This window comes from Streptomyces sp. Ru73 (assembly GCF_002920575.1).
Taxonomy (GTDB): domain Bacteria; phylum Actinomycetota; class Actinomycetes; order Streptomycetales; family Streptomycetaceae; genus Streptomyces.
In genome coordinates this window covers 53,035-68,700 of record NZ_PQSQ01000033.1, presented here as the reverse complement: position 1 = coordinate 68,700, position 15,666 = coordinate 53,035, and the positions used below count along the sequence as shown (strand labels likewise).

9 protein-coding genes are annotated in these 15,666 nt (G+C 74.4%); 5 read left to right on the top strand and 4 right to left on the bottom strand.

The window, feature by feature from the left end; all coding sequences use genetic code 11:
• Positions 1 to 102: 102 nt before the first annotated feature.
• Positions 103 to 663, bottom strand: a complete 561-nt coding sequence (locus tag C3486_RS16895) for a MarR family winged helix-turn-helix transcriptional regulator (RefSeq protein ID WP_103833532.1) — start codon at positions 661 to 663, stop codon at positions 103 to 105.
• Positions 664 to 927: 264 nt separating this feature from the next.
• On the opposite strand from C3486_RS16895, the gene C3486_RS16890 reads away from it, so the two are divergent.
• Complete coding sequence (locus C3486_RS16890; protein ID WP_103833523.1) at positions 928 to 2,214, top strand: MFS transporter; 1,287 nt, start codon at positions 928 to 930, stop codon at positions 2,212 to 2,214.
• 81 nt (positions 2,215 to 2,295) lie between these two features.
• On the opposite strand, the gene C3486_RS16885 is transcribed toward C3486_RS16890, so the two are convergent.
• Positions 2,296 to 4,191, bottom strand: coding sequence for a SpoIIE family protein phosphatase (locus C3486_RS16885; RefSeq protein WP_103833522.1), 1,896 nt, complete (start codon positions 4,189 to 4,191; stop codon positions 2,296 to 2,298).
• 441 nt (positions 4,192 to 4,632) lie between these two features.
• Positions 4,633 to 6,015 carry an NAD(P)/FAD-dependent oxidoreductase gene (locus tag C3486_RS16880; RefSeq protein WP_103833521.1) on the bottom strand — a complete coding sequence of 461 codons (1,383 nt, stop codon included), beginning with the start codon at positions 6,013 to 6,015 and terminating at the stop codon, positions 4,633 to 4,635.
• Between the two features lie 414 nt (positions 6,016 to 6,429).
• On the opposite strand from C3486_RS16880, the gene C3486_RS16875 reads away from it, so the two are divergent.
• Both C3486_RS16875 and C3486_RS16870 read left to right on the top strand, forming a co-directional pair.
• A complete protein-coding gene (locus C3486_RS16875; RefSeq protein ID WP_103833520.1) occupies positions 6,430 to 7,245 on the top strand; it encodes a TetR/AcrR family transcriptional regulator in 816 nt (271 codons plus the stop codon).
• A gap of 236 nt (positions 7,246 to 7,481) precedes the next feature.
• Positions 7,482 to 9,332, top strand: coding sequence for a sigma-70 family RNA polymerase sigma factor (locus C3486_RS16870; protein ID WP_103833519.1), 1,851 nt, complete (start codon positions 7,482 to 7,484; stop codon positions 9,330 to 9,332).
• 51 nt (positions 9,333 to 9,383) lie between these two features.
• Here C3486_RS16870 and C3486_RS16865 read toward each other — a convergent pair whose 3' ends face one another.
• Complete coding sequence (locus tag C3486_RS16865; protein WP_103833518.1) at positions 9,384 to 11,474, bottom strand: asparagine synthase-related protein; 2,091 nt, start codon at positions 11,472 to 11,474, stop codon at positions 9,384 to 9,386.
• Between the two features lie 703 nt (positions 11,475 to 12,177).
• Between C3486_RS16865 and C3486_RS16860 the strand changes: the two genes are divergently transcribed.
• Positions 12,178 to 13,755 carry an MFS transporter gene (locus tag C3486_RS16860; RefSeq protein ID WP_103833517.1) on the top strand — a complete coding sequence of 526 codons (1,578 nt, stop codon included), beginning with the start codon at positions 12,178 to 12,180 and terminating at the stop codon, positions 13,753 to 13,755.
• A gap of 381 nt (positions 13,756 to 14,136) precedes the next feature.
• Positions 14,137 to 15,552 carry an L-2-hydroxyglutarate oxidase gene (gene lhgO / locus C3486_RS16855; protein WP_258052821.1) on the top strand — a complete coding sequence of 472 codons (1,416 nt, stop codon included), beginning with the start codon at positions 14,137 to 14,139 and terminating at the stop codon, positions 15,550 to 15,552.
• Positions 15,553 to 15,666 lie beyond the last annotated feature (114 nt).

Sequence of the window (15,666 nt, the reverse complement as noted above, 5' to 3'; positions counted from 1 at the left end):
CAGAACCGTTACGGCTGTGTGGCAACTCGGAGAACACTACGGATCGGGGTACCCCGTGTCAACCGGTGTCCGGGGCATCCGTGGCGCCCATGACGGCGGGCCTCAGTCGAGGTCGCTGAGGCGGCCGTCCGCGTCGGGCTGGGCGTCCTCGACCCGGCGCAGCAGCCGGGTGAGCACGTCGCCGAGGAGCCCCCGTTCGCGGGAGTCGAGGTCCTGGAGGAGATCCTCCTCGAACACCGAGGCGAGGCGCATGGCCTCCAGCCACTTCTCGCGGCCTTCGGTGGTGAGCTCGACGATGACCCGTACGCGGTTGTTCTCGTCGCGCTCCCGGTTGACGAGTCCCTCGTTCGCCATGCGGTCGATGCGGTGCGTCATCGCGGCCGGCGTGAGGCCGAGCCGCTTGGCCAGCTCGCCCGGTCCCAGGCGGTACGGAGCGCCGGAGACCACGAGGGCCTTCAGTACCTCCCACTCCGCATTGCTGATCCCCAGCGTCGCGGTCTGCCGGCCGTAGGCGACGTTCATCCGGCGGTTGAGGCGCTGCAGCGCGGAGACGACCTTCTCCACCTGCGGGTCGAGGTCCTGGAACTCGCGCTGGTAGGCCGCGATCTGTTCCTCGAGGCTCGGCTCGGCCGGGCTCTGGACCGCTTCTGAGGGCTCTGACATGCGGCGCAGTATGGCACGGAACGCATTGGCGTTGAAGTCCTTGGTCATGTACTCTTTAGCTTCGAACTTTAGAGTTGAAGTCTTCAGCTTGTGACTGTCCGGGACGGACCGGACACGTTGCGGCTCTCCTCTTCCTCTGAAGTCCGCCAGTGCTGGGGGGCACCAGGCCTGCTCCGGGGGGTTCTCGATTCCCGCGTGCCGCCGCGCCCTGCCCTGCACGCCTGCATACGTGACTGACGGCTTTCTCGACCTAGGTAGGTGAGTGTGACCACCGCAATGGGCGCCGCGCTGCGCCGGATCCAGCTGGGCAACGCGCTGAGCGCGTTCGGCAACGGCTTCACGGTCCCGTATCTGTACGTCTACGTGGCGAAGGTGCGTGATCTGGGTGCGAGTACGGCAGGCGTCGTGCTCGCCATGCTCGCCGTCGCCGCGCTCGTCGTACTGCCCTTCACCGGTCGTGCCATCGACCGGCGGGGTCCGCTGCCGGTGGCCGTGGTGGGTACGTTCGCCGCCGCCATCGGTGCGCTGGGCCTCGGCCTGTCCGACAGCGAACCGCTGGTCATCGCCGCGACGGTGGCGCTCGGCGCGGGCATCGCGGTCATCCAGCCGGCGCTGGCGACGATGATCGTGTGGTGCTCGACGACCGTGACCCGGTCGCGCGCCTTCGCGACCCAGTTCTTCCTGAACAACCTGGGGCTGGGCATCGGCGGGCTGATCGGCGGCATGCTCGTCGACGAGAACGACCCGGCGAGCTTCGTGCGGCTCTTCGCGATCGAGGCCGCGATGTTCCTGGTGCTGGGCGCCGCCGTGGCGACCGTCCGGCTGCCGAAGGCGCCCAGGGTCGAGGGCGAGGTCCCGGTCGAGGCGCGGGCCGAGGGCGCCTGGCGGGCGCTGCTCGCCGACCGGCGGATGCTGTGGCTGTGCCTGCTCGGGTTCGTGCTGTTCTTCGCCTGCTACGGGCAGTTCGAGTCGGGCCTCGCGGCGTACGCCACCGAGGTCACCCACATCGCGCCGTCGACGCTGGGCATCGCGCTGGCGGCCAACACAGCGGCCATCGTGATGGCGCAGTTCGTCGTGCTGAAGCTGGTCGAGCGGCGGCGCCGCAGCCGGGTCATCGCGACGGTCGGCGTCATCTGGACCGTGGCCTGGATCGCCGCGGGTCTCTCCGGTCTAGTGCACGGCGCGCAGGCGGTGGCCACGGGGCTGCTGATCTCGACGTACATGCTGTTCGGCGTGGGCGAGTCGCTGCTGTCGCCGACGGTGTCGCCGCTGGTCGCCGACCTGGCGCCGAGCCGGCTGATCGGTCAGTACAACTCGGTCTTCGCCCTGGTGAAGCAGCTGGCGCTGGCGGTCGGGCCGGCCGTGGGCGCCCTGATGGTCGGCCACGGCGCGTCGGCCGCTTACATCGTGATGCTGATGGTGTGCGCGCTCGGCATCTCGGCGCTGGCCCTGCGGCTGGGCCGGATGCTGACCCCGGCGCAGGACAACCCGCGGGCCGTGGCCGCGCCGGCGGAGGTGCCGGTGCGGGACGAGGTGGCCTGCGTGGCGTGAGCCGGGTGACCGGCCGGGGCCGGGTCCGTACTTCTGTACGGGCCCGGCCCCTTTCGTGCGTGCGGCGTCCCGGCCGGCCGGTCAGCTCTCGCGCGGCAGGGCGAACTCGCACCAGACCGCCTTGCCGCCGCCCGGCGTGCGGCGGGAGCCCCAGTTCGAGGCGATGGTGGCGATGATCGAGATGCCGCGGCCCGCCTCGTCCACCGGCTCGGCGCGGCGGCGGCGCGGCAGGTGGTCGTCGCCGTCGGTGACCTCGACGATCAGCCGGCGGTCCGTACGCCGCAGCCGCAGCCGCATGGGCGGCGTGCCGTGCTGCAGGGAGTTGGCGACCAGCTCGCTCGCGGCCAGTACGCCGAGGTCGTGCAGCTCCGGGGAGAAGCGCCAGGAGGCGAGCACGCCGGAGGCGAACGCGCGGGCGCGCGGCGCCGCCTCGGTGCCGCCGTGCAGTTCGAGAGCGGCGTTGTGGAAGAGCTCGGCCTCGGGGCCGGTGCGGTCCGGGTGCTGGAGGACCAGGACGGCGACGTCGTCGTCGTGGTCGTTGGAGATGCCCAGGGAACGCAGCAGGCGGTCGCAGATGATGTCGGGGGCGCCGGTGGCGCCGGCCACGGCGCTCTCCAGGGCGGCGACGCCTTCGTCGATGTCCTTGTCGCGGCGCTCGACCAGGCCGTCGGTGTAGAGGACGGCGGTGGAGCCGGGGCCGAGCGGGACGCTGCCGGAGGTGTGCAGCCAGCCGCCCGTGCCGAGGGGCGGGCCGGTCGGCTCCTCGGCGCGGTGGACCGTGCCGTCCTGGTCGCGCACGAGGATCGGCAGATGGCCTGCCGAGGCGTAGACCAGCCGGCCCTCGTTCGGGTCGTGCACGGCGTACACGCAGGTGGCGATCTGGCTGGCGTCGATCTCCGCGGCGAGGCCGTCCAGCAGCTGGAGGACTTCGTGCGGTGGGAGGTCGAGCCGGGCGTAGGCGCGGACGGCCGTGCGGAGCTGGCCCATGACGGCGGCGGCGCGCACGCCGCGGCCCATGACGTCGCCGATGACCAGCGCGGTACGGCCGGCGCCGAGGGTGATCACGTCGTACCAGTCGCCGCCGACCGCCGCGTCGGTGCCGCCGGGGTGGTAGATCGCGGCGACCCGGAGGTCGTCGGGCTGTTCCAGCTCCTGGGGGAGCAGGGAGCGCTGGAGGGTGACGGCGGCCTCGCGCTGGCGGCGCTCCGCCGCGCGCAGCCGCTCGGCGGCCTCGACCTGGTCGGTGACGTCGGCGGCGAAGACGAGGACGCCCTTGTGCGGCGCGACGCAGGCGACCTCGGGATCGGGGGCCGGTGCGCTGGCCGCCGCGACCTCGATGGGGGTGCAGGTGAAGGTGTAGTAGCCGTCGCGGCTGAGGTCGGAGCCCGCGCCGCCGGGGACCTTGCGGGCCTTGACCGTACGGGGCTTGCGGCTGCGCAGCACCTGGTCCATCAGGGGCAGCAGGCCCAGCTCGGCGAGCTCGGGGAGGGCTTCGCGCGCGGTCAGGCCGGCGGGGCGGCTGCCGAAGACCTTGGCGTACGCGCCGTTGACGTACGCGATGCGGTGCTCGGGGCCGTAGACGACGGCGACCAGCGCGGGGATCGTGCCGAGGATCTCGTGGGCGGAGAGCGCGTCGACGGTGGGCGGGCCGGAGGCGCCGCCCGTGGCGGGGGCGTGCGCGTCGGTGTGCTCGGCGCGCGCGGCGGGGACCGAGCCGCCGGCGGTATCGGGCGGGCCGGCCGCGGTGTCCGTCGTGGTGCCGGCGGCGGGGGCTGACGGGTCGGCCTCGGCGTGGTCGGCGGCGTCGGCGGACGGGGCAGCGGACGCGCCGGAGGTCCCCGTGGGCTGCGTGGCCGCGGGGGCGGTGGTTCTCCGGGGCGGCTTGGGCGACGACGCGCCCGGCGCCGCGCCGCGGTCGGCCCGCGCGGCACGGCGCTGTGTGCCGGGGAAACGGGCGCTCCAGCGAGTGAAGTTCACGAAGGTGTCCCTCTTAGTCCGCGACGCGGCGCCGAGTCGGTCCGGCGGCCGGGAGGTGCCGCCCGGCCGCCGGCCGGCGGAAGGTCGGGCGGGGGCGCGCCGAGCGCCCTCTGGCGTGATGCAGCAAACGTCCCAATTCCTCGCGCTTGTCACTCTTTGCAAATACGAGCCCACCCATGGTCACACGTCCAGTGTGACCGACCGGACTGACATCCGTCAGACGCCGGAGTGGCGGCTGGAGTTCCTGTCCTGGTACGGCACCGCCCGTTCGACTGAACGCAACGGTGAACGTATGACCGACGAGTGCGCATGGTCCAGGCCCTGACCACGGCAGGCACAGGGGGCACACGGTGTCTCGGGGCGCGCGGACCGCGGCGTCACGGAGCCGGCCCCGCCGGCGCGGAACCCGGAAGGGGCGTCAACTCCGCGCCGGACAGGACGTCAACCCGCCTCGCCGGGCCGGCCGGTGCCGGCGGCGAGTTCGAACTCCGCCCTCGGGTTCTCCAGCGACCCGAGGGAGACGATCTCGCGTTTGAAGAACGCGGCGAGCGACCATTCGGCGACCACGCGCGCCTTGCGGTTGAGCGTCGGGACGCGGCTGAGGTGGTAGGCGCGGTGCATGAACCACGCCGGATAGCCCTTCAGCTTCCGTCCGTACACGTGGGCCACGCCCTTGTGCAGCCCGAGGGAGGCGACCGAGCCGACGTACTTGTGCGCGTAGTCGTGGACGGGCTCGTTCCGCAGGGCGGCGGCGATGTTCTCGGCGAGCACCCTGGCCTGGCGCACGGCGTGCTGCGCGTTGGGCGCGCACTCCTTGCCGGGTTCCTCGGCCGTGACGTCCGGTACGGCGGCGGCGTCACCGGCGCCCCAGGCGTGCTCGACGCCCGCCACCCGGAGCGCGGCGGTGCACTTCAGGCGGCCGCGTTCGTTGAGCGGCAGGTCGGTCGCGGCCAGGATGGGGTGCGGCTTGACGCCGGCCGTCCACACGAGGGTGCGGGTCGGGAAGCGCGAGCCGTCGTCCAGGACGGCGACGCGGTTCTCGCACGACTCCAGGCGCGTGTCGAGCCGCACATCGATGTTGCGGCCGCGCAGCTCCCGTAGGGCGTACGTGCCCATCTCCTCGCCCACCTCGGGCAGGATGCGGCCGGTCGCCTCGACCAGCAGCCACTTCATGTCCTCGGCGCGCACGTTGTGGTAGTACCGCACCGCGTAGCGGGCCATGTCCTCCAGCTCGGCGAGCGCCTCGACGCCCGCGTAGCCGCCGCCCACGAAGACGAACGTGAGCGCGGCGTCCCGGACGGCGGGGTCACGGGTGGAGGACGCGATGTCCAGCTGCTCCAGTACGTGGTTGCGCAGCCCGATGGCTTCCTCGACGGTCTTGAAGCCGATACCGAATTCGGCCAATCCCGGGACGGGCAGCGTGCGCGAGATCGAGCCGGGTGCGAGTACCAGCTCGTCGTACTGCATCTCGATGCCGCCGGTGCCCTCCTCCTCCGTGGCCAGCGTGGACAGGGTGGCGGTGCGCTTGGCGTGGTCGATGCCCGTCACCTCGCCGATGACGACGCGGCACCGGTCCAGGACGCGGCGCAGGGGGACGACGACATGGCGGGGCGAGATGGAGCCGGCCGCCGCTTCGGGCAGGAACGGCTGGTAGGTCATGTACGGGTCGGGGTCGACCACCACGATCTCGACGGTGCCGCCCTGCAGTTCCTTGCGCAGCTTCCGCTGCAGACGGAGGGCGGTGTACATGCCGACGTAGCCGCCGCCGACTACGAGAATGCGCGCCGGGTGCTTCACAGAGGATCTCCTCGCGACGTCGCCCATGGCCCGTGGGGTGCTTCCGGGGGCGTCGGTCCGGCCCCGGCGGAGCCACGATCGGATAGCCGTGTACCCGCTCCGGGACACAGCATTTCTCCATGACGCCTCTCCGCCGTCCCTTTGTCCACAGGAAAGGCGAAATACGGACGGTGCGCGGTGTGCCCCGTTGGAAGCGCCCGTTCCGCAGGTGTGGAATGAGCTGCGCAGGTCAGGAGGGGGTACGAGATGGCGGGAGTGTACGGAAACGGGGCGGAACGGGCCCGTACTCCGTTCGAGGGGCGGACTGTACGGAACTGCCCCCTTCATTCTTGACCTGCGCTCAACTATGTTCGTACTCCGTCGGGGAGCCGGTTGTCGGCGATCCCCGGCAGTCAGGGCGGGGAGTCTCCGGGGGGAGACGTCATTACCGGGGGATCATCTATGCACATGCAGAGTTCTCATTGGCCGGCGGCCGTGGCGTCCGCTGCGGGCGACCGGACCGGCGGCGTGAGCGAGGCGGGCGCGCCCGCCCGGACCACACCGCTCCGGGTGGACGCACAGCGCAACTTGGAACACGTCCTGCGCGCCGCCCGTGAAGTCTTCGGGGAGCTGGGGTACGGCGCGCCCATGGAGGACGTGGCCCGCCGGGCCCGGGTGGGGGTGGGCACGGTCTACCGCCGCTTCCCGAGCAAGGACGTCCTGGTCCGCCGGATAGCGGAGGAGGAGACCGCCCGGCTGACGGACCAGGCGCGTACCGCGCTCGGGCAGGAGGACGACCCGTGGTCGGCCCTCTCGCGCTTCCTGCGCACGTCCGTGGCGTCCGGCGCCGGCCGGCTGCTGCCGCCGAGCATCCTGCGGGTCGGCAGCGGCGTGGACGGGGCCGACGGGCTCGCGGAGGCACGGGTGCCGCAGCAGCGGTCCGCGCCGGAGCCCGCCGTGGCGCCCGGCGAGCTGCGCATCGTCGCCCAGCGCACGGCGCCGGACGACGAGCCGGCGGCGTCGCACCCCAACGGCCAGGGCCCGGAGGCGACAGCGGCCGACAGCGGGGGCGCACAGGCCCTCCTGGAGGTCGTCGGGCAGCTCGTGGAGCGGGCGCGCGAGGCAGGGGAGCTGCGCGCCGACGTGACGGTCTCGGACGTGCTGCTGGTGATCGCCACGGGGGCGCCCTCGCTCCCGGACGCGGCGCAGCAGCAGGCCGCCTCGGCGCGGCTCCTGGAGATCCTGCTGGAGGGCCTCCGGTCGCGGCCGGTGGCCTGAGCGGACGCGTACGGACCGGTGGCCGGGGCGATCGCCCCGGCCACTGCCGCGTTCCCGGCCCTTTCCGCCCCGCCCCCAAGTGAGGAATCATGCCCCGGTCGGGTGACTTCTAGAGCTGTTGCCCGGCAAGTAACCCCGGACGAGTGATTGCCGGACTCCGCCATAAGGGTTCAGCCAACCTTGTGGCAGTCTTGCGCGATGGTCAGGGTGGGAGCGTAGGTCCGGGAGCCTCGGCAATGACATTTGAGGGGCGCGACGAGCGCGACGACGGCGCGGTCAGAGGCGCCGGCCCGGACACGGGCCGTCCGGAAGCCGTGCCGCAGCAGCGCACGCCCGGGTCCGGCACGGCCGGACAGGCCACGCCGTCCGGTGCCGAGCCCGGCGGGCCCCGTGCGCCCCTGTCCGACACCGAGCTGGTGGCCCGTATGCGGGCCGGCGACGACAGCGCCTACGAGGAGCTGTACCGCCGGCACGCCGACGCCGTACGCCGCTACGCCCGCACCTGCTGCCGGGACGCGCACACCGCCGAGGACCTGACCGGTGAGGTCTTCGCGCGCACCCTCCAGGCGGTGCGCCGCGGCTCGGGCCCGAAGACCGCGGTACGCGCGTACCTGCTCACCACCGTGCGCCGCGCGGCGGCCAACTGGAGCCGGACCGCCAAGCGCGAGCACCTGGTCGAGGACTTCGCGGTCTTCGCGTCCTCCGCCGCCGGCTCCTCGATGGACGACGACACGCTGGACCTGGGGGCGGACGTGCGCGCGATGCACGAGGCCGAGCGGTCGCTGGCCGTACGGGCGTTCCGCAGCCTGCCCGAGCGCTACCAGACGGTGCTGTGGCACACGACGGTCGAGGAGGAGTCCCCGAGCGAGGTGGCACCGCTCCTCGGGCTGTCCGCCAACGCCACGGCCGTGCTGGCGCACCGCGCACGGGAGGGCCTCAAGCAGGCGTACCTCCAGGCGCACGTCAGCGAGACCCTGACGGCGGGCGGCGACTGCGCCCGGTACGCGGACCGGCTGGGCGCGTACGCCCGCGGCGGTCTGCGCGTACGGGCCGAGCGCGGGCTGCGCAAGCACCTGGACGAGTGCGCGCGCTGCCGTCTCGCGGCGCGCGAGGTCGCCGACGTCAACCAGCGGATCCGCGCGGTGCTGCCGGTCGCGGTCATCGGCTGGTTCGCCGCCGGGTACGCCGTCAAGGCGGCGGCCGGGGTCGTGGGGGCCGCTGGAGCGGGCGCTGCGGCCGCCACGGGCGCCGCGGCGGCGGCCGGGGGCACCGGGCACTCCGCGGGGGCCGGAGCCGCCGCCGAGGGGCTCGGGACGCCCGCGAAGGTCGGCATCGGCGCGGGGCTCACGGTCGCCGCCGCGGGCGTGGCCATGGCCCTGGCCGGCCTGCACGACCCGCCGAAGCCACAGGCCGAGCCGCGCCCGCCGGCCCCGTCCAGCCCGGCACCGCAGAAGCCGGCGCCCAAGCCCACCCCGAAGCCGAAGCCCGAGCCGCCGGCGCCCAAGCCCGTACCGCCGAAGCCGAAGCCCAAGCCCACCCCGCCTCCGAAGCCGAAGCCGGCGAAGCCCGCGCCCGAGCCGACGCGCGCGCCGGCTCCGAAGCCCCCGCCGAAACCGAAGCCGACACCGCCCGCACCGGCGCCCCCGCCGGCCGCGCCGTTCCCGGTCAACACCCTGGACTGGGATTTCACCGGCAGCGGTGACAAGCCGGAGGTGCGCACCGCGGAGAGCAGCTTCCTGTGGAAGCGCCAGGGGAACGTCAGCATCGGCGGCAAGCAGTACCCCCGTGGAGTGACGACGCACGCACCGTCGTCGGTGACGATCGACCTCAACCGGGAGTGCACGGTCTTCGACGCCGTCGCGGGCGTGGACGACCTGGCACTGGGACGCGGCGCGGTGCGCTTCTCCGTGTACGCGGACGGCGTGCGGCAGTGGCGCTCCGGTGTGGTGCGGGGCGGTGACGCGGCCGTACCGGTGCACGTACCGCTGGCGGGCCGCAAGACCCTCCGGCTGGTCGCCGAGCCGGCGACGCCCGCCGACACCCTGACGTTCAGCGACTGGGCACAGTCACAGATCAGCTGTCGGTGAGCGCTGCGCCCGGTGGCGCGGCGCCTTGGCTGCGCCCGGTGGCGCGGCGCCTTAGAGGGCCAGTCGCTCGACCCCGCTGGAGACCGCGCGCTGCCTGGGGGCCGCGGCGCCGGTCCAGCAGGTGCCGCGCCGGGCGAGCAGGCGGCGCAGCCACAGCTCCGTGGAGACCAGCTCGGCCAGGCCGTCCAGCGGCAGCGGTGCCCCGTCGGCGGCAGCCCGCAGCGCCTTCCGTACGACGCGGGCCTCCACGAGCCCCGCGTCGGCGAGCAGCGGCGCGTCGAACAGCCGGAGCAGGTCGTCCATCGAGGCGCGCAGCCCGGCACGTACCGCCGCCGCGTGCGTCACGTGCGAGGTGGCGCCCCAGCCGGGCGGGAGGTCGCGGACGCCGGCTCCGGAGAGCACGGCGCGCAGGACCGAGGCGCGCGCGCCCGGTTGCACCCGCAGCGTGTCCGGGAGCGCGCGGCAGGCGAGTACCACCTGGTTGTCCAGGAAGGGCGCGTGCAGCCGCTGGTTCCGTACCTCGGCGGCCTGCTCGAAGACCCGGTGGTCGGCGGCGTGCCGGGCGAGTGCGGCGCGGGCGCGGCGCTCGCCGGGGCGCCCGACGGCCGGCGCGCGCAGCGCCGCGTCGCTCAGCCGAACCGATACTTCAGCGAGCGCCTCTCCTGTGAGCCAGCGCGCGGCGGGCCCTGGCCGGCACCACGTGAGCGCCGCCAGGGAGGCGTCCACGGCGCTGCCCGTCACCGGCTCGTCGGCGAACTCACGTGCCCGCAGCCTCCCGGCGGCCTCCGAGATGCCCGTCCCGTAGGGCGTACGGGCCAGCCGGCGCGCGGCCCGGTAGACCGTGAACGGTATGAGCACCGAGTGCGCCGCGGTGCCGTCCGCCTTCGCGAGCGCCGTGACGGGCCGCAGCAGGTGCCGGCGGTGCCGGTCCAGCAACAGGTCGGCCAGGCGCGCCGGATGGGCGTCCAGCACCTGCCGCGCGCCGTGCCCCACGAAGTGGTCGGCGCTCCCCGAGAGCAGCCGCCTGCGGTGCCGTTCGGCGGAGACCATCGAGGGCCCCGGCTCGTCCGTGAGCGGCCCGGCCCCGAGGTCCGCGTACGGCAGCGCCTCCTCGCCCGCGGCGACCACCACGTGGTGCAGCCGCGGGTTGTCCGCGATGCTGCGGGCCCGCTCCAGCTCGGCCTCCCGGTACTCCCTGCCGCCGTTGGTGGCCCGGTCGTTGAAGGTCACCGCGAGCAGCCGCTCGCCCTGCCCGTTGAGCCGGCCCGGCTGCCCCGGCAGGCCCGCGGCGAGCAGCGCCAGCGTGCCCGAGGCGCTGCCGCCGGACAGGTCGGCACCGACGCCGGGCGCCGGAGCGCCGCGGGCCGCCCGCCGGTCCGCCGGGCCCATGCCGGGCACCGGACCGGGGTCCAGGCCGCCGGGAGCGCCCGGGCCGCCGTGCGGGTCGGGCGCGTGCCGCGGGGCCGCCAGACGCGCCCGTACGGCCTCCACGAGCGCCTCCCGCACGCCGTCCACGGCCTGTTCGGGAGCGAGCTGCGGCGCGGAGACGGCCAGCGACTGGGTCCGCTCGTACGAGGTGATCTCGCTGGTCCCGCCGCGCAGCACGAGGGCGTGGCCGGGCGGGACGCGCCGCACGCCCGCGTAGGGCGTTCCGTGGCCCAGCGCCTCGGGCGCGTCCGGGCAGGCCAGCAGGGCCGCGAGGTGCCCGACGTCGAGGCTCGCCTCGATCAGGTCGGCGAGCGGCAGCGCGGCGGTCGCGTAGGCCGTGCCGCCCGCCCACCGGGTGTGGAACACCGGCCGAGCACCGGCCAGATCGCCCGTGACGGTCAGCCGGCGGCCCACCTGCGCGACGGCGGTGTAGCTCCCGGGCCAGGCGGTGAGGTGACGCAGCGCTCCGCCGCGCGCCGCCAGCAGGCCCACGCGCAACTGGTCGTCGGTGGCGCCGCAGACCCCGAAGACCGCGATCCGGGTCTCGGGGTCGGCCTGCACGACGCGCACCTCGTCGGGGCGCCAGTCGCCGACCGCCCACAGCGGATCGGGGCCGTCCCACAGGAGTTGGGCGCCCACGGGGAGCACCGTCCGGCTGTCGTCGGTGAGGTCCGGGCCCGTGGCGGTACTGCTCCACCCCACCAACCAGCGCATCGCGGCCTCCCCGCCCGTCTCCCCGTCGCTTCGCTCCGTACACCGGCCACGGGGCGCTCGGCCGCCCCGCACGGCGCACGGCACTGCTGTTGTGCGGAACACTCTGCCACGGCAGGGGCGTACGGGAGGTGGCACGGGGACGGCGTGTACGTGCCCGGCCACGCCCCCCGAAGAGCCCGCGCGACGCGCGCGGCGAGAAACCGGCGGGTGACGGTATTCAGCCAAAGTCCGTTCCGTACCGATACGTTGCGGAGGGGAGCACTCTCGGCGCTCACCCGGCGCACTCGGGGGCGGTCGGCGAAGCTCATGGCCCGCCGCCCGGACCGTACGGACCGCTGTACGGTCCGATCCCGAGGCGTTGCGGAAGTGATCGCGACAGTCCGGGAGGTGGGACTCACCCCCCGGACCGGACCGCCACCCGCGGGGAATGAGGTGGCGGTGTCCCCCAGCCCACTGGATCCAGTGCAGCGGGCCGACCCACGCAGGTTCCATGGAAACGTGCCCGCGGCGGGGCGGCCAGCGCGCACGGACGGGCGCACGGCAACACGTACCCGGAGCACATGCCCACACCCGTCCTCCCCTTCGGACATGAATCTCGCCATCCAAGACACCGGCCCTTAACGGTCGGGATTCAGCGAACTACTCTGGGTGGACGCATGCCCCGGGGAGTACGGGGTGGCCGTCGCTTGGTCGAGGGGTGCGCATGTCCAGGGATACTCGCGGGCCGAACGAAAAACTCGGCACCGTTCTCGCCCTCGCGGGGATCAGTAACGCCGGGCTCGCCCGTCGGGTCAACGACCTCGGTGCGCAGCGCGGACTGACGCTTCGTTACGACAAGACGTCCGTCGCCCGGTGGGTGTCGAAAGGCATGGTCCCGCAGGGTGCCGCGCCACATCTGATTGCGGCTGCGATCGGCAGCAAGCTCGGCCGTCCGGTGCCGCTGCACGAGATCGGGCTGGCCGACGCCGATCCCGCGCCCGAGGTCGGCCTGGCCTTCCCCCGTGACGTGAGCGCGGCCGTACGGTCCGCGACCGAGCTGTACCGGCTGGATCTGGCCGGACGCCGGGCGGGCGGCGGCGGCATCTGGCAGAGCCTGGCCGGTTCCTTCGCCGTGAGCGCGTACGCCACGCCCGCGTCCCGCTGGCTCATATCCCCGGCCGACAGTTCGGTGGCGCGCGGCGTGCCCGAAGCCGAGGCCGGCCGCGGCGGACCGCACGACACGGAGGCGGACACGGGCCCCGACGGCGCTCCTTCGGGGCCGGCCGCCGTGCCCGAGGGCAAGCCGGGCGCCGTCTCCGCGAGGGACAGAGCCACCGGCCGGGAGGAACCGAAGGAGGCGGCGGCCGGCAGCGAGCCGCTGCCGCAGCACGTCGGCCACAGCGACGTCTCCAAGCTCCGCGAGGCGGCCGAGGACGCGCGCCGCTGGGACTCCAAGTACGGGGGCGGCGACTGGCGTTCCTCGATGGTTCCGGAGTGCCTCCGGGTGGACGCGGCGCCGTTACTCCTCGCCTCGTACAGCGACGAGGTGGGGCGCGCGCTGTTCGGGGCCACCGCCGAACTGACCCGGCTGGCCGGGTGGATGGCGTTCGACACGGGCCAGCAGGAGGCGGCGCAGCGGTACTACATCCAGGCGCTGCGCCTGGCACGCGCCGCGGCCGACGTGCCCCTGGGGGGCTACGTCCTGGCGTCCATGTCGCTGCAGGCGACGTACCGGGGCTTCGCCGACGAGGGCGTCGACCTCGCCCAGGCGGCGCTGGAACGCAACCGCGGGCTGGCCACGGCCCGCACGATGAGCTTCTTCCGGCTGGTCGAGGCCAGAGCCCAGGCGAAGGCCGGCGAGGGCCGCGCCTGCGAGGTCGCCCTGAAGGCCTCCGAGGGCTGGCTCGAACGGTCCAGGGACGGCGACCCGGACCCGTCCTGGCTGGACTTCTACTCGTACGAGCGGTTCGCCGCCGACGCCGCCGAGTGCTACCGCGACCTGAGACTTCCGCGCCAGGTACGGCGCTTCACGGAACAGGCCCTGTCCCGCCCCACCGAGGAGTTCGTGCGCTCGCACGGCCTGCGGCTGGTGGTGTCGGCGGTGGCCGAGCTGGAGTCGGGCAATCTGGACGCGGCCTGCGCGGCGGGCACCCGCGCGGTCGAGGTGGCCGGGCGGATCTCCTCGGCGCGCACGACGGAGTACGTACGCGACCTCCTGCACCGCCTGGAGCCGTACGGCGACGAGCCCCGCGTGGTGGAGCTCCGCGAACGGGCCAGGCCGCTGCTGGTGGCGCAGGCCTGAGGCCGGGGCGGAGCTGCGTGTACGGGCCTGCCGCGGCAGGGCCGAGCGGAGGCGGGTGAGCGGACCGCGCGCCGGGGTGCGGGCCCGGGGTATCGGTGCGGGCTCGGGTTGGCGGTGCTGGGCCGGTCCGCCGGTGCTGGGCCGGTCCGCCGGCGCCGTCGGTCTCCGCGCCGTCGGTCTCCGCGCCGTCAGCCTCCGGTCCGTCGGCAGGTGGCTCTTTCGGCTGCTCCCGGCGGCCCGCCGTAGCGGCCGCCGCGCTGGTCGTACCCTGCCCGGCGGCCCGGCGGGGAAGCCGGCAGCGGTCGGATGTCAGTGCTCCCCGTCATGATGGGTATGTCGGTCGTGACGTGACGTTGCTCGTGATGGGGAGGTGCTGCCGCGATGGCGTTCGAGCAGGCGGAGGGGCGGCCCGAGGGGGAGGCACCCGAGGGCTCCGCGCAGGCTGCGCGGCGTGCGGAAGCGGGGCTGGGGAAGCCCGTGGGAGCGGAGCGGGCGGCCGCTGCCCCTGCCACCCGTGCCGCGCATACCGGCGCTGCTCCTGCCGTGCATGCCGACGATGCCGCGCGGGCGGTCCCGACGCCTGGCCCCACCCGCCACTCCGACTGCGACGTGGTGATCATCGGTGCCGGCATCGTCGGCCTGTCGACGGCGTACGCGATCACCCGGGCAGCCCCCGGCACCCGCGTCGTCGTGCTGGAGAAGGAGCCGGGACCGGCCCGCCACCAGACGGGCCGCAACAGCGGCGTGATCCACAGCGGTATCTACTACCCGCCCGGCTCCCTCAAGGCCCGCTTCGCGCTGGAGGGCTCGGCCGAGATGGCCAAGTTCTGCGCCGAGCACGACATACCCCACGAGATCACCGGCAAGCTGATCGTCGCCACCGACCGCGCCGAGCTGCCCCGCCTGCACTCCCTCATCCAGCGCGGCCGGGAGCACGGCATCCCCGTCCGCGAGCTGGGCCCCGCGCAGATCCTGGAGTACGAGCCGGAGGTGCGCGGCCTCGCCGCCATCCACGTCGGCACGACCGGCATCGCCGACTTCGGCGCGGTCGCCGCACGCCTGGCCGACCTGGCGACGGAGGCCGGCGCGCGCATCGAGTACGGCGCCGACGTGTGCACGATCGGCCGCCGCGCCGGCCGCGTCGCGGTCCGTACGTCCGGCGGCCGGGTCGTCCGCGCCCGGGCCCTGGTGAACTGCGCGGGTCTGCACTGCGACCGGGTCGCCCGGCTGGCCGGTGACGCCCCCGGCATGCGCATCGTCCCGTTCCGCGGCGAGTACTACTCCCTCTCCCCCGCGCGCGACTCCCTCGTACGCGGCCTGGTCTACCCCGTCCCCGACCCGGCGTTCCCGTTCCTCGGCGTCCATCTGACCCGCGGCATCCACGGCGACGTGCACATCGGGCCGAACGCCGTCCCGGCCCTGGCCCGCGAGGGGTACGACTGGCGCACGGTCCGGCCGGGCGAGCTGGCGGGCACCCTGGCGTACCCGGGCGCCTGGCAGATAGCCCGGCGCCACTGGCGGTACGGCACGGGTGAGCTGCACCGTTCCCTCTCGAAGCGCGCCTTCACCGACGCGGTCCGCCGCCTGCTCCCGGCCGTCACGCCCGGCGACCTCGTCCCGGCCCCGGCCGGCGTCCGCGCCCAGGCCGTCCTCCCTGACGGCACCCTCGTCGACGACTTCCTCATCACGGAGGGCCCGCACACCATCCACGTACTGAACGCCCCGTCCCCGGCAGCCACGGCGTCCCTCCCCATCGGCAGGGAAATAGCGGAACGGGCACTGCGACTGCTGGGGTGACCCGCGCGGCCTCTTTTCCCACCACCGCTGTGGGCAGCGGGGGCCGCTGGGGCAGCCGGCGGCCGTACGCAATCCCCGCTGTGGGCCGCGGACCGCTGGGGCGGTGGTGCCCCC